General features: G+C 73.0%; 11 protein-coding genes. 2 read left to right on the top strand and 9 right to left on the bottom strand.

The genetic code is table 11. The features are described from left to right. Positions 1-17: 17 nt before the first annotated feature. Together AC3ANM_RS16410 and AC3ANM_RS16405 are read right to left on the bottom strand one after the other, a co-directional pair. On the bottom strand, positions 18-2,066 hold the full coding sequence (locus AC3ANM_RS16410; protein WP_488285483.1) for a SpoIID/LytB domain-containing protein: 2,049 nt from the start codon (positions 2,064-2,066) through the stop codon (positions 18-20). Continuing rightward, positions 2,053-4,752: an FG-GAP-like repeat-containing protein gene (locus tag AC3ANM_RS16405; protein WP_488285482.1), complete on the bottom strand. Its 2,700-nt coding sequence runs from the start codon at positions 4,750-4,752 to the stop codon at positions 2,053-2,055. The genes AC3ANM_RS16410 and AC3ANM_RS16405 overlap by 14 nt, the downstream gene beginning before the upstream one ends. Positions 4,753-4,974: 222 nt before the next feature. On the opposite strand from AC3ANM_RS16405, the gene AC3ANM_RS16400 reads away from it, so the two are divergent. Beyond that, a complete protein-coding gene (locus tag AC3ANM_RS16400; RefSeq protein ID WP_488285481.1) occupies positions 4,975-5,655 on the top strand; it encodes a glycosyltransferase family 2 protein in 681 nt (226 codons plus the stop codon). 34 nt (positions 5,656-5,689) lie between these two features. After that, positions 5,690-6,040, top strand: a complete 351-nt coding sequence (locus AC3ANM_RS16395) for a DUF2304 family protein (RefSeq protein WP_488285480.1) — start codon at positions 5,690-5,692, stop codon at positions 6,038-6,040. Positions 6,041-6,097: 57 nt separating this feature from the next. On the opposite strand, the gene AC3ANM_RS16390 is transcribed toward AC3ANM_RS16395, so the two are convergent. The 7 genes from AC3ANM_RS16390 to AC3ANM_RS16360 all read right to left on the bottom strand — a co-directional run bounded on the left by AC3ANM_RS16390 (position 6,098) and on the right by AC3ANM_RS16360 (position 13,350). Beyond that, positions 6,098-6,511 (bottom strand): FAD synthase family protein, encoded by a 414-nt coding sequence (locus AC3ANM_RS16390; RefSeq protein ID WP_488285479.1) that lies wholly within the window; start codon positions 6,509-6,511, stop codon positions 6,098-6,100. Positions 6,512-6,669: 158 nt separating this feature from the next. Then, positions 6,670-7,644 carry a glycosyltransferase gene (locus AC3ANM_RS16385; RefSeq protein ID WP_488285478.1) on the bottom strand — a complete coding sequence of 325 codons (975 nt, stop codon included), beginning with the start codon at positions 7,642-7,644 and terminating at the stop codon, positions 6,670-6,672. A 3-nt stretch (positions 7,645-7,647) separates the two neighbouring features. Beyond that, a complete protein-coding gene (locus AC3ANM_RS16380; protein WP_488285477.1) occupies positions 7,648-8,466 on the bottom strand; it encodes a CDP-alcohol phosphatidyltransferase family protein in 819 nt (272 codons plus the stop codon). Next, positions 8,463-10,508, bottom strand: coding sequence for a DUF5941 domain-containing protein (locus AC3ANM_RS16375; protein ID WP_488285476.1), 2,046 nt, complete (start codon positions 10,506-10,508; stop codon positions 8,463-8,465). Before AC3ANM_RS16375 ends, AC3ANM_RS16380 begins: the two co-directional genes overlap by 4 nt. Then, positions 10,505-11,251, bottom strand: a complete 747-nt coding sequence (locus tag AC3ANM_RS16370) for an ABC transporter ATP-binding protein (RefSeq protein ID WP_488285475.1) — start codon at positions 11,249-11,251, stop codon at positions 10,505-10,507. Before AC3ANM_RS16370 ends, AC3ANM_RS16375 begins: the two co-directional genes overlap by 4 nt. Before the next feature lie 3 nt (positions 11,252-11,254). Then, the gene (locus tag AC3ANM_RS16365) at positions 11,255-12,055 is read right to left on the bottom strand and encodes an ABC transporter permease (protein WP_488285474.1); all 801 of its coding nucleotides are present in this window, start codon (positions 12,053-12,055) and stop codon (positions 11,255-11,257) included. Then, entirely contained in the window at positions 12,052-13,350 is a 1,299-nt protein-coding gene (locus AC3ANM_RS16360) for a glycosyltransferase family 2 protein (protein ID WP_488285473.1), read from the bottom strand. Before AC3ANM_RS16360 ends, AC3ANM_RS16365 begins: the two co-directional genes overlap by 4 nt. Between the last annotated feature and the right edge of the window lie 70 nt (positions 13,351-13,420).

Raw genomic sequence — 13,420 nt, 5'->3', positions numbered from 1 at the left:
GTATGCCGCGTGGTCGGCTACGGCGCGATGGTGGACAGGCCGGTCCAGCCCGTGCCGATCTGGCGGGAGCCGCTCCAGCCGCCCTTGCCGTCGCCGAGGTAGAGGACCAGCGCGCCGGTGGTGGTGCGGGCGATGAGGTCGGCCCGGCCGTCACCGGAGAAGTCGCCGGGCGAGGTCATGGCGGTGATGCCGTTCCAGTTCCAGCCGATGACCTTGCCCGCCGACAGCCCACCGGTGCCGTTGCCCGCGTAGAGCGCCAGGTTGCCGTCGGGCCGGCGGGCGAGGATGTCGGAGCGTCCGTCGCCGGTGAAGTCGCCGGGGCTCACCAGGGCCGTGAACGCGCCCCAGTGCCAGCCGATCTGACGGGCCCCGAGGAAACCGCCCGAGCCGTTGCCGCGGTAGAGGAACAGCGCCTGGTCGGAGTGACGTCGGGCGATGAGGTCGGCGTGCCCGTCCGCGTCGAAGTCGCCGGGGGTGAAGATCGTGTCCATCCCTCCCCACCCGGTGCCGATCCGCTGCGGGCTGGAGACGGTGCCGGTCTGGCCGACCGACACCAGCCACAGCGTGCCGTCCTTGGTGGTGGCCATGAGGTCCGAGAGGGAGTGCCCGGTCCAGGCACCGGCGGTGAGCACCTTGGTGTAGCCACCCCAGCCCGAGGGGGCGAGCGTGCGGGTGGGCAGGAACCCGCCGGAGCCGGTGCCGGGGTAGGCGAGCAGGGCCCCCGAGGACGCCTGGACCGCGACGACGTCCGGCCGGCCGTCCGCGGTGACGTCCCGCGGGAAGGAGGGGTCGGAGACGACGTTGACCGGGACGAACCACTCCGAGCGCAGGCCCAGGGCCGAGCGCAGCTCGCCGCCGGTGACGTCAATGCTGCCGCTGGAGCCCTCGAGGGTGGCCTGCAGCACGCGACCGCCCCAGTCGCCGTGGGTGTCCCGCTGGGTGATCCGCAGCCGCTGGAACGACCCGATCGAGGGCCAGGCGGCCTCGATGGTGCTGACCTTGACGTCCTTCGACCACAGGAAGTACGGGTTGGCCCGGGCCCCGCTGGAGGTCGTGGCCGCGCCGTCGTACTTGTCGGCATGGGCGACCGCCCACGGCTTGCCGCCGTCGGCCGCCCAACCGCCGTTGGAGGAGCTGAACTCGGTGAACGCCGGCTTGCCGGTGCCGTCCGAGACCACCTTGCCACTGGTCGAGGAGACGGCCGCGTCGGTCGACTGCTGCTCCGCGGAGGCTCCGAACACCTGGCACGCGTCGGTTCCGCAGATGTTGTAGTAGCTGCTCCGGGGGTGGTTGACGTAGTAGCCCGCGTAGCTGCGGGCCGCCACGGCCTGGGCCTGGAGGGCCGCTCCCGGCCAGTAGGCCGGGGACTCGCTCGGCACCACCCGGCGCAGGTAGTTGTCCATGCTCAGCGCCAGCACGGAGGTGACCGCCTTGCTGCTGGAGCTGGTCACGATGCCGCTGAGCGTGCCGCGGTAGACCCCACGGCCGGCGTCGACCCAGCCGGCCTTCGGGTTGGACAGGTTGATCCGGCCGGTCTTGTCGGTGCGGTAGGGCCCGACCCACTCGCCGGTGGCCAGGTGGTACTTCAGCACCGCCTGCTTGCTCGTGGCGCCGTAGACCGCCCAGTCCGTGATCGCCACGCCCTGGTAGTTCTTCGCCGGGAGCGTGACCGCCTTGATCGTGGTGTCGCCGAAGGTGGCGGTCAGGCCGTCGGCGGCCTTGACGGCGGCCGTCGAGGCCGACCCGGACGCGCTGGGCACCGAGACGCGGATCGTCGGGTTGCCCATGCTGACGACCGGGTAGCCGTTGTAGTAGAACCCGATGATCTTGTCCCACGTCAGCCCGGCCTGCGCCGCGCCGTACGCGCCGTACTGGGACAAGCCGTGGCCGTGGCCCCAGCCGTGGCCGGCCAGGCTGAGCACGCCGTTGGCCGGCCGGTTGTAGACCTCGTCGGCGTGGGCCGACCCGGCGGTGACGATGGACGTGCCGAGAGCCAGGGCGGCCCCGACGGCGAGCGCCGAGATCCGCAGGAGCGCCCCCGGGCGCCTGCGACTAGCCGATGACATGGATGGTTCCTTCCCCCGCGCGCAGCGGCTGGCGGGAGCCGGTCAGGCCCCCCGTGCCGCTGCCGGTGTAGAGCCACAGCGCCCCGGAGGCGCTGCGGGCGATGATGTCGGCGCGACCGTCGCCGTTGTAGTCCCCGCTGCCGACCAGCTGGACCAGGTCGTTCTGGTGCGTGGCCAGGGTCGTCGAGTCGAGCAGCGGCGTCGGGCCGCTGCCCCGGTAGAGCAGCAGGGTGTGGTCGCTGGTGCGCAGCGCCACGACGTCGGCGTTGTAGTCGGCGTTGAACCGGCCGACGCCGACGACGCTGGTCATCGCGCCCCAGCCGCTGTTGCCGATGGTGGTGCGCGGCTTGAACGCCATGCCGCGCGTGAGCCCGTAGAGGTACAGGGCGCCGGTGCCGCTGCGGGCCATGACGTCGGGCACCCCGTCGTAGTTGAGGTCGCCGGCCGCCTCGATCAGGGTCATGGCGTCCCAGCCGCCGGTCCCCAGGACGACCGGGGATCCGACCCGACCGCCGGACTGGCCGGGGTAGAGCAGCAGCCGGTCCAGCGACCGGTCGCGGACGACCACGTCGGCGTAGCCGTCACCGTTCACGTCGCCGACCACGCGGGCCAGGTCCGCCCCGGCCGGCAGCGTCAGGCCCACGGGGGGCGCCGAGAAGTCCCGCGCCCCGGTGCCCGGGTAGAGGACGAGCGCCCCGCCGTTGGTGGCGCTGTTGACGGCGAGGACGTCGACCCGGCCGTCGCCGTCCCAGTCGACCCCGGTGGAGAGCTGGCTCAGCCCGCTCCAGCCGTGGCCCCACATCATCGAGCGGTAGAAGGACCCACCGCCGGTGCCGTAGTACGAGCGCATCGTCCCGTTGCTGGCCCGGGCCAGCAGGTCGGCCCGGCCGTCCTGGTCGATGTCCCCGCCGACCACCGGCGAGAACGAGCCCCAGCCGCCACCGCGGACGGCGCCCGCGCCGAGGCCTCCCCCGGCCGTGCCGGGGTAGAGCAGGAGCGCACCGTCACTGGCGCGCACGGCATACAGGTCGGGGAAGCCGTCCCCGGTGACGTCCCCCACGGGGACGACCCAGCGCATGGCGTCCCAGCCGCTGCGGCCGATGACCGTGCTCGACCGGATCCACCCGCGCCCGTCCCCGGAGTAGAGCACCAGCCGGCCGCCGGAGCTCGTGCCGACGAGGTCGTTGTGCCCGTCGCCGTCACGGTCGCCGGTGGGCATGAGCCGGTTGACCCCGCCCCAGCCGGTGCCCTTGGCCGTCGAGCCCGCGAAGCCGCCGTGGCCGTCGCCGCGGTAGACCCGCAGGGTGCCCCGGACCGGGTCGATGGCGAGCACGTCGGGCTTGCCGTCGCCGGTGAAGTCGGCAGAGGCCGCGATGGAGCGCAGGCCGTTCCAGCCGGTGCCGACGGTGTGACCGCCGATGACTGGCTGCGTCGAGGCGCCGCGCAGCAGGACGGACTGGCCCGCCGCGCCGGCGGGGTAGCTGACCAGGTCTGGACCGCCGGCGTGGTCGACGTCCCGGGTGAGCCACGCGCTGGACATGCTGCCCATGCGGGCGGCGACGGCGCTGCGGATCGCCGGCAGCTTGTTGTAGAGGTACTGCCCCGGGCAGGTGGTCTGGTAGGCGTCGCGGTGCCCGGAGATCCGGTTGAACGTCTTGTCCTTGGCGAAGACCGTGCCGGTCGCGGGGACGCCGGCGAGGCTGAGCTTCCAGGCGACGACGCGCGTGATGGCGTCGACCAGGGCCTGCGACGGCGAGGTCGAGACGAAGTTGCCGATCGCGGACACCCCGAAGGACCACGAGTTGTAGCCCAGCGTGTGGGCGCCGATGACGGCCCGGTCCATGCCGCCGTAGCGGCCCTCCCAGATCCGGCCGAACCGGTCGACGAGGAAGTTGTAGCCGATGTCGTCCCAGCCGTTGCTCTTGACGTGGTAGGCGTAGATGCCGCGGATGATGGCCGGCACCTGGTCGGCGGTGTAGTTGTTCGCGCTGTCGGTGTGGTGGACGTAGGCCACCTGGGTCTGCCCGTAGGACGGCGACCCCTTGCGCAGGCTCTCGTCGGCCCCCCACTGGGCGCGGGTGTAGATGGTGGGCTTCGCGGCGGCCGCCGCAGCCGAGCCGGCGGTCCCGCCCTGCGGGGCCCCGACGGTGGCGTCGGCGCTCGAGGTGCCGGGGTCGATGACCTGCACGTGGGCCCCGGTCGGGGCGGTCCCGTCGCTGGCGAGGGCGCGCACCTCGAACTTCGAGGCACCGGTCACGACGTAGGGCTGGGTGCCGTCCTCGGCCTGCTGGCCCTCGGCACCGGCGGCCCCGGTGTCGTCGGGGTGGTGCGAGGCGTCGCGGTCGAGGGTCTCCCACGCGCTCCAGACCGAGCCGGTCAGCGTGCGGATCTGGAACTGGTCCGTGGCCGAGACGTCGGAGCCGTGCGGCCAGGTGACCCCTACGACGGACACGCCGTCGGTGACGTCCTGGGGCGCGGCGACGGCCGCGGCGCGGGCGGTCCGGGCAGGGTCCGTGACGCCGGCCTCGGGCCGGGTTGGTCCGGCCTGCCGGACGGCGGCCAGGGAGGTCCGCTGGAGGGCCACCTCGTGGCGGGAGGCCTTCACCGGGTGGGGGGTGGGGCGGGTGCTGCCCAGGGCGGGCAGGTGGATCGTGAGCAAGGGTGCTGCGCTGAGCGCGGCGGCCAAGGTGGCGACCTGCCACGATCTGGTCCGACGGCGTCGGGTCCGAGGCGGGTCAACGGTCTTGGTCTTCAGCGGTCGCACAAGTGGTCACCCCAGGGTCAAAAGCAACAAACGTAATAGAACTCACACCATGCCCCACCGGTCCCTCCCGTCGCAGGCGATTGACGAGGGTGTCGCCTGCCCGTTACCTGACGCTGCCTACACTTGGCCCGGAAGTTGCACACCATGACGGGACGATTCGTGGACGACACGTGGGTGGTCATACCCCTGTACAACGAGGACCAGGTCATTGCCGACGTCGTGAAGGACGTCCGCGAGGTCTTTCCTCAGGTGGTCTGCGTCGATGACGGCAGCAGCGACCGGTCAGCCGACCTCGCCGAGGCCGCCGGCGCCCGGGTGGTCCGCCACCCGGTCAACCTGGGCCAGGGCGCAGCGCTGCAGACCGGCTTCGACTACGCCCTGAGCGACCCGGGGATGCGCTTCGTCGTCACCTTCGACGCCGACGGCCAGCACCAGGTCAGCGACGCCGTGGCGATGGTCAGCCGGCTGCGCGCCGGGGACGCGGACGTGGTCTTCGGCTCGCGCTTCCTCGACGAGCGCACCCAGCCCAGCTTCGCCAAGAAGATGGTCCTGCGCGCGGCCGTGGGCTACACCAACCTCACGACGCGCACGCGGCTGACCGACGCGCACAACGGCCTGCGGGCCATCTCCCGCCCGGTGCTGGAGAAGGTCGACATCACCCAGAACCGCATGGCCCACGCCTCCGAGCTGGTCGCCCAGATCGGTGCCACCCAGGCTCGCTACGTCGAGGAGCCGGTCCACATCCTCTACACCGACTACTCCCGCTCCAAGGGGCAGTCGCTGTGGAACTCCATCAACATCCTGGCCGAGCTGATCCTGCGATGACCGGCCAGACCAGCACCACCGGAGGACGGCGCCGATGACCATCCTGCTGATCCAGATCCTGCTCATCATCGTGGTCATCGCGGTGGCCCTGCGGCTGCTGCGCGGCTCCGGCGCCCGCACCCAGGCGATCCGCCGCATCGGCCTGGTGCTCTTCGCCGCCTTCGCCATCTGGTCGATCCTCGTGCCGGGCGTGTGGACCCGCATCGCCCACGGCATCGGCGTCGGCCGAGGCACCGACCTGGTGCTCTACGCGCTGGTCGTGGCCTTCCTCAGCTTCACGCTGACCACCTACCTGCGCTTCCGCGACTTCGAGGCCCGCTACACCAAGCTGGCCCGTCGCCTCGCCCTCGACGAGGCAGGCCCGGCCGGTCCCACCGGGGACTGAACCACCCCCTGTATGCCGTGGGGCCGGCTCCCGGCCGGCCCCACGGCATACGGCTGCTCAGGCGAGGTCGGGCGCGATCCGGGCGATGTGCTCGATGAGCGCGGTCGTCGACACCGACGGGGTGCGCGGGAAGTAGACGACCTCGCAGATGTCGTTGAGGAAGTCGAACTTGCCCTCCCAGTCGTTGCCCATGGCGAGGACGTCGGCGCCGAACTGGGTGACGTAGTCGCGCTTGAGCTCCAGGCTCTCCTCGACGAAGACCTCGTCGACCATCTTCAGGTTGCCGACGATCTCCAGCCGCTCCTCCTGGGAGAAGACGGGCGCGCGGCCCTTCTTGCTGATGTTCAGCGCGTCGGCGGAGACACCGACGACGAGCCGGCCGCCGAGCGCCGCGGCCCGCTGCAGCACCCGGATGTGCCCGACGTGCAGCACGTCGAAGGTGCCGAAGGTGATGACCGTGCGCTCGCTCAAGGACCTGCTCCTCAGGGGGTGGGGGTCGGCACCACCCGTCACGGGAGGACGCCAGGAGACCCCGAGCGTACCGTCGGGTGACCGCTGGGTGGCCGCCGGCTGTCCGGGGGCTGTCCGGGGGCTGTCCACCCGCTGTCCGGGGACCGTCCCGGTGCGGCTCAGCCGTCGTCGCGAAGCTGCGCCAGCGCGGCGCGCGCGGCGTCGACGACCGAGCCCGTGGCCAGCCCGGCGCCGTCGCTGGGCCGACCGCCGTGCAGGAGCGCCTGCGCCAGGGCACCGGCCTCCAGCGGCGCGAGCTCGACCCCGACGGGACGGGCCACCACGTCGCTGGCCACCACCCGGGCCCCGGCGGCCAGGGCCTCCCGCACGATGACCGAGTCGCCGTCCCAGGCGGTCGGGCGCAGGAACACCGCCGAGCGGGCGAGGGCGGCGCTGACCTCCTGCGGGGAGAGGTTCATCGAGACCTGCACCCAGTCCAGGCCGGCCACCTCGCGGCGCAGCTCGGCCATCGCCGGGCCGTCCTGGTCGTAGGCCAGCACCCACAGCCGCAGGCTCGGGCGCTCGCGCCGGGCGAGCTCGACCGCCTCCGCCGCCAGGGTGGCGTTGTAGTGCGCCAGGCCCGAGTTCGTGGCCACCGTGACCAGGTCGGGGTCGCGCTCCACCGGGGCCTGGGGCGCGCGCCCCGGCGGCACCCAGGGAGAGACCACGGTGACCCGGCCCTGCATCCGCGCCGGCAGGACGTCGCGGATCTCGTCGTTGACCGCCCAGATCGCGTCGTAGGCGGGCAGGCTCGCCCGCAGCAGGCGCATCCGCCACCCCGGCATCGTCTCCAGCTGCCGCCGGGTCGACCCGGAGTGGAGGACGAGCACGGTGCGGCCTGGCAGCAGCGCGAAGAGCGGGGCGAGGACGATCGCCCGCCACAGCCGGGTGATGTGGAACAGGTGCAGCGCCGGGCGCAGCCGCAGCGACGGCAAGGCACGCAGGGCGTTGGCGGCGGAGCCGGTGTCGACCTGGTGGACGACGGCGCCCGCCTCGCGCAGCCCCGCCGTCAGGGCGTGCACGCTGGTGGTCACCCCGCCGACCGGGCCGGGCACCTGGGCCCACTGGAAGGCGTGGACGCGCCGCTCCCCCATGGCTCAGTCCAGCCGCGAGCTGGTGAGGACGCCGACCAGGTGGCCGCCGGCGGTGACGAGCGCCAGCGGCACCATGACCAGGGCCAGCGCGTGCGTGCCGGTCAGGTCGCCCGCGACCACGTCGACGATCCCGGCGACGAGGGTCAGCAGGGAGAACTCGAAGGCCACGAAGGCGCGGAAGATCGGCACGTAGCCGAAGGCCCGACGGACCTTCGCCACGCCGGAGACCTTGGAGCGGGTCGTGGCGGCCACGTCGTCGAGCATCGGGCGGCCGGTCTTGGCCCGGGCCACCACGACCAGGTCGGTGAACGCCTTGTTGACCAGCACGATGACGGCCGTGAGCAGGCCGAGCACCGTCCACCCGCCGACGTCCAGCGGGTGCGCCAGGGTCCACCCGTCGGCGCGCAGGCCCAGGGCCGCCGGCAGTGCCGCCTCGGTGACGTAGTGGCAGATCCGGTCGAGGTAGATACCGGCCGGGGAGAACCGCTGCCGCCACCGCGCGACCTCGCCGTCGCTGCAGTCGAGGATGATCTGCAGCTGCATCGCCACGACGGCGACCAGCGGGCCGGTGAGCCCGGGCAGCGGCAGGCAGAGCGCCCCGAGCACGCCGATGACCGTCATCAGCCAGGTCACGCCGTTGGGGCTGATCCCGGTGGGCAGCAACAGCTTCGTCGCGCGGATGCTCAGGTGTCGCACGTAGAGCCCGCCGGACCAGTGCTCGGCGTTGTAGCGCGCGATGTGCTCCTCGGGCTGCGCGACGGCGCGCAGCTGGGCCATCGTCGGGTGGTTGTCCGAGGGGTCGTGGGTCAGGGCCTTGGTCACGCGGCCGCTCCCCCTTCCGTGTCGTCGCCGACCTCGCCGGCGGAGCGGATCCAGCGTCGCCAGCCCACGGTCGACTCGGTGAGGTAGAGCGCGGCGAGGTAGGCGGCGCCGGCCGCCAGCAGCGGCTCCAGCAGCGACGGCGCGAGGGCGGCGACCGCGGTGGCCAGGACGATCCGGCCGTCCACGCCTAGCCCCAGGGTCGACAGCCACCGGGGCGGGGCCTCGCCGGTGTCGCGCAGGCGGTAGATCGTGTCGTAGCGGTGGTAGGCCACGGCCGCGAGGAAGGCGAAGAGGACGCCGAGGTCCCGCACCGGCAGCCGGTCCTGGACCACGACCGCGAGGACGAGCACCTCGGCCACCCAGAGCAGCCACGGCAGCTGCCACGCCAGGGTGTGGTGCACCGGCGGCCGGGTCGCGGCGCCGAGCAGCAGCGCGGCGACGACGGCGGCCACGAACGCCACCCACAGCAGGTCGGTCCGCGCGGCCAGCACCACGGCGACCACGAGCAGGGCACCGGTGACCGCGACCGAGAGGAACGGCAGGCGCATCAGGCGGCCCCCGAGACGGGCCAGCGGGCCGAGGTCGGCCTGGTGGTCCAGAGGGCCCCACCCGGCGCCCGGCACGGGGTGCTCGGGGGCCACGCCGTCGCGGCCGGTGACAGCCTTGGCCGTGTGGCCGCCGACGGTCCAGATCATCGAGGCGCCGACCGCGACGATGACGGACCACAGCACGACCTGCGGGCTGAACGTCAACAACGCCAACGAGATCAGCAGGTATCGCTCGCCGATCGGCATGTGCATGATGTTGCGGGCCCAGTGCCCTCGCCGGGCGCGGGCGTCCGGCTCGGGGGCGAAGCTCGTGCGCGCCCCTTCCGGGCCGAGGTCACGCTCCCGCTCCAGCGGTATGCCGTCCGGCCGGCTCAGTCGCGACGGCCGCAGCCGGCGGCCGTAGGCGTCGTCCTCGAGGTGGCGCAGCGTCACGACCGCCATCGCCGCAACGGCCACCAGCCACAGGTCGGCGCCGTGCCGGACCCCGACATACGCACACGCGGCGAAGACGGAGTACTCCTTGACCCGGTCGCCCACGGCGTCGAGCCAGGCGCCCAGGGCGCTGAATCGCCGTGTGAACCGGGCGATCTCGCCATCGACGCAGTCGACCACGAGGGCCAGCTGGATCAGCACGGCGGCGCCCACCCACGCCCACCGGTTGTCGGTGGCCACCAGCAACGCCGCGAGCACGCCGGCGAGCAGGCTGGTCACGGTCACCACGTTGGGTGCCCAGCCGAGGCGCAGCCCCACCCCGGTGAGCCGGCGCGAGAGCGGCCGCACGGCATACGTGGAGTAGAAGCCGTCGCCACCGCGCGAGGAGCCGCGCAGGCGCTGCCGCCACGGGCCTCCGGCCGCGCCGGCGCCCCGGACGCCGTCGCGGGCCCAGGTGAACGGGCCGAGGGCGATGGCCTGCACGGGCAGGCCGCCCCGCACGAGGGCGAGCACCGCCAGGGCGAAGCCGTCGACGTCCCAGCCCACGCTGGTGGCCGAGCCGGCGCGCCAGAGGCTCGCGGCCCGCGACCGGTCGGCGGCCGAGACGCGCAACAGGCCGGGCAGCGCGCGGTTGGGCGCGGTCACCGTGTGCCTTGCGGTGCCGACGGACTCCACGAGCGCACCGTCACCACCGACCCGTGCGGGGGTCGCGGCCTGACGGCCGGACTCCAGCACCGCGGGCAGCACCGTGAGCACACCGGTGCCGACGCCGGGCTTGTCGAGCAGGTCGAGCACGGCCGCCAGGGGCATCTCCAGGTCGGCCGCCGCGACGACGAGCGGCGTGCCCGGGTCGGACTCGGCGAGGTCGGCAAGCTGCTCCAGGACCGAGCAGCCCGGCCCGCTCACCACCGTGGGCGCCCCGGACAGCCCGACGCCGGCGAGCTCGGCGCGCAGCCCCGAGGCGTCCTGCTCCCCGATGAGGGCGAGGTCCGCCCCTGCGGTCAGCCCGTGGACCGCCCGCGCCGCCGCGTTGCCGACGAGCGCCGTCGGGGGCGGCGTCACTTCGCGGCGTCCACGTCCGCGTTGTAGCGCTCGAGGACGTCGCCCATGGGCGCGTCCATCACCAGCTGGCCGGACTGCAGGTAGAGCCCTCGCGTGCCGAAGCGCTTGAGGTCGTTCTCGTTGTGGGAGACCAGGAACAGGGTGCGCCCGTTCTCCAGCAGCGACTCCATCCGCTTGTAGCACTTCTCCTTGAAGTTGCGGTCGCCGACGGCCAGCACCTCGTCGACCAGGACGATCGGCTCGTCCAGCGTCGTGATCACCGAGAAGCCGAGCCGCACCTGCATGCCCGAGGAGAAGTGGCGGTAGGGGGTGTCCAGCGCCTCGCGCACCTGCGGGCCGGCGAAGTCCACGATGTCGTCGAAGCGGTCGTCGACCTGGTCGCGGCTCAGCCCGTGCAGGCCGGCGGTGAGGTAGATGTTCTCGCGGGCGGAGAGCTCGCCGATGAAGCCGCCGGTGAGCTCGATGAGCGGGGCCACGCCGCCGGTGACGGTCACCTTGCCCTCGTCGGGGATGAGCACCCCGGCGATCATCTTCAGCAGCGTGGACTTGCCACCGCCGTTGGCGCCGACGAGGCCGACCGCCTCGCCCTCCTTGACCTCGAAGCTGACGTCCTTGAGCGCCCAGAAGGTCTCCCGCGGCGCACTGTTGCGGCCGTGGAAGAGCATCTCGCGCAGCTGCATCTTGCGGCGGCGCGACCGGTAGAACTCGACACCGAGGTTCTCGGTCTTGATGACGACGGACATGGCTCAGATCTCCTTGAGCACGGCGCGCTCGAGACGGGCGAAGACGATGGCACCGGCGCCCACGATGAGGACCGTCACGGCGGTCCCCACGAAGACCGACTCCCAGTTGACCTCGCGGGCGAACAGCCCGGCGCGGTAGAGCTCCATGCACCCCGTCATCGGGTTGAGCTCCAGCAGCACGCGGACCCGCTCGGGGGCCGCGTGCACGCCGTAGATCACCGGCGTGAGGTAGAAGAACATCCGCAGGAAGATCCGCACGACCCGCTGGGTGTCGGTCACGAGGGCGGTCACCGGCGCCAGGAGCAGGCCGATCCCGACCAGCAGGAAGAACTGCAGCACGAAGCCGACTGGGATGAGCAGCAGCCCCCAGCTGACGTGGGTCTGGCCCTTGACGATGTAGTAGATCGTGAACCCGGCCAGCACCGGCAGGGACAGCAGGAACTCGATGCCCTTGGCGATGACGACCCGCACCACCCAGAGCTCTCTTGGCAGGTTGGTGGAGCGGACCAGCTTGGCCTCGGCGAGCAGGGCCCGCGAGGTGTCGGTCAGGGAGCCGGAGAACCACTGCCACGCGAGCAGGCCCGCGATGAGGAAGAGGATGTAGGGCTGCTCGCCGATCTTGCGGGCCTTGAAGATGAACGTGAAGACGAAGAAGTAGACCCCGGCCATGGCCAGCGGGTCCAGGATGGTCCAGACGTAGCCGAGCACGCTGCGGGAGTAGCGGACCTTCAGGTCCCGGACCACGAGGGTCCAGAGCACCTGGCGGCGGGCCATGACCGCGCTGGTGCGGGTGAGGAGCGTCATTCGTTCGTTGCCTGTCGTTCCGGGGAGCGGAGCGGCTCCGGGCTCGCGGGGGCAGCAGCGCGGCTGGTGCCGGCGACCGAGGGTACGCCACCCGCGCGCGGAGCGGCAGTCGGCGTCCGGCCGCCCCGCAGCCGTCGGCGCAGCGCCCCCAGCTGCCGTCGGGCCCGCGGCGGCAGCACGAGCTTGCCAGCCCGGATGGGCGCGCGGCGCAGGACCTGGGCCCACCCGGCCAGGCCGAGCTCGCGCTCGAGGCCGTAGACGGCGAGGTCGTCGCGCACGCGCTGCCAGCCGCTGCGGGTCTCCGGCGCCCACGGGCGAGGCCCGCGGCGGCCGCGCACCGCGCGCACCAGGTCGTCCATGCGCCCGGCCGCGGCGAGCTCGACGTACAGCCGCAGCGTCGGCGGCAGCGCGCGCCGCCGCTGCTCGCTCACCCCGTGCAGCAGGTGCTCGCAGAACTCCAGGTATGCCGCGCGGTAGGTCTCGTCCGCCTCCGGCAGGGCCGCGGTGTAGAGGGGCAGGTCGAGGCGCAGCACCTTGTCGTCGTGGGTCGCCCGCAGCGCGTGGAGCCGGTGCTCCTCGAGGAAGCGGTCGACCGCCCGCACCGCGGCGAAGCGGTCACGCAGGTTGTCGAGCTCGTGCCGGCGCTGCGTGATCGAGAGGCCCTGGCTGCGCGCTCGCCAGGAGTAGACCGGCTCGTGGACGACCGCGACCGGGCCGGCCAGGCAGAAGGCCGGGATCGTCAGCGGCAGGTCCTCGTAGAGGACGCCCTCGGGGAAGCGCAGGTCGTGCTGGAGCAGGAAGTCGCGCCGGTAGACCTTGTTCCACGCGGTGGTGTCGAACACCAGCGAGGTGTCCCGGGTGATGTCGGCGACGTCGCCGAGCCGGTCGACTGCCTTGGCGTGCAGGCCGGAGACCCAGCTGCGCGAGCCGTCGGTGCGCAGCACCGGCCCGGTGGCCACGGCATACCCGCTGTCTGTGGCGGCGCGCACGAGCTCGGCGTAGCCCGGCAGGAGCACGTCGTCGCCGTCGACGAAGGAGACCAGGTCGCCGGAGGCCTCGCGCAGGCCCGCGTTGCGGGCGGCGCCGAGGCCGGCGTTGGCCTGGTGCAGCACGCGCCAGCCGGGGCGCCCGGCCGCCATCGCGTCGCAGATCGTGCCGCTGGCGTCGGTCGACCCGTCGTCGACGAGGATCACCTCGGCGTCCTGCGGGACCTGCTCGGCCACCGAGTCGAGGCACTCGCCGATCCACGGCTGGACATCGTGCACGGCGACGATGACGCTGAGGGCGGCTGGCACCCCGCAACGGTACCGTGCAGGCGCCGGTCCCCCGGCCGCCGTGCACGCCCACCGTGACAACGGCCACTCG

This window comes from Oryzihumus sp. JJN4-3R, assembly GCF_057747915.1.
Note: the sequence above shows the minus strand (reverse complement) of the source record. Positions and strands in the feature narration are given on the sequence as shown.

Excerpts from the sequence above, each read along its gene's own strand:
- AC3ANM_RS16410 (WP_488285483.1), bottom strand. The coding sequence starts at position 2,066 with ATGTCATCGGCTAGTCGCAGGCGCCCGGGGGCGCTCCTGCGGATCTCG.
- AC3ANM_RS16400 (WP_488285481.1), top strand. The coding sequence starts at position 4,975 with ATGACGGGACGATTCGTGGACGACACGTGGGTGGTCATACCCCTGTAC.
- AC3ANM_RS16395 (WP_488285480.1), top strand. The coding sequence starts at position 5,690 with ATGACCATCCTGCTGATCCAGATCCTGCTCATCATCGTGGTCATCGCG.
- AC3ANM_RS16385 (WP_488285478.1), bottom strand. The coding sequence starts at position 7,644 with ATGGGGGAGCGGCGCGTCCACGCCTTCCAGTGGGCCCAGGTGCCCGGC.
- AC3ANM_RS16370 (WP_488285475.1), bottom strand. The coding sequence starts at position 11,251 with ATGTCCGTCGTCATCAAGACCGAGAACCTCGGTGTCGAGTTCTACCGG.
- AC3ANM_RS16365 (WP_488285474.1), bottom strand. The coding sequence starts at position 12,055 with ATGACGCTCCTCACCCGCACCAGCGCGGTCATGGCCCGCCGCCAGGTG.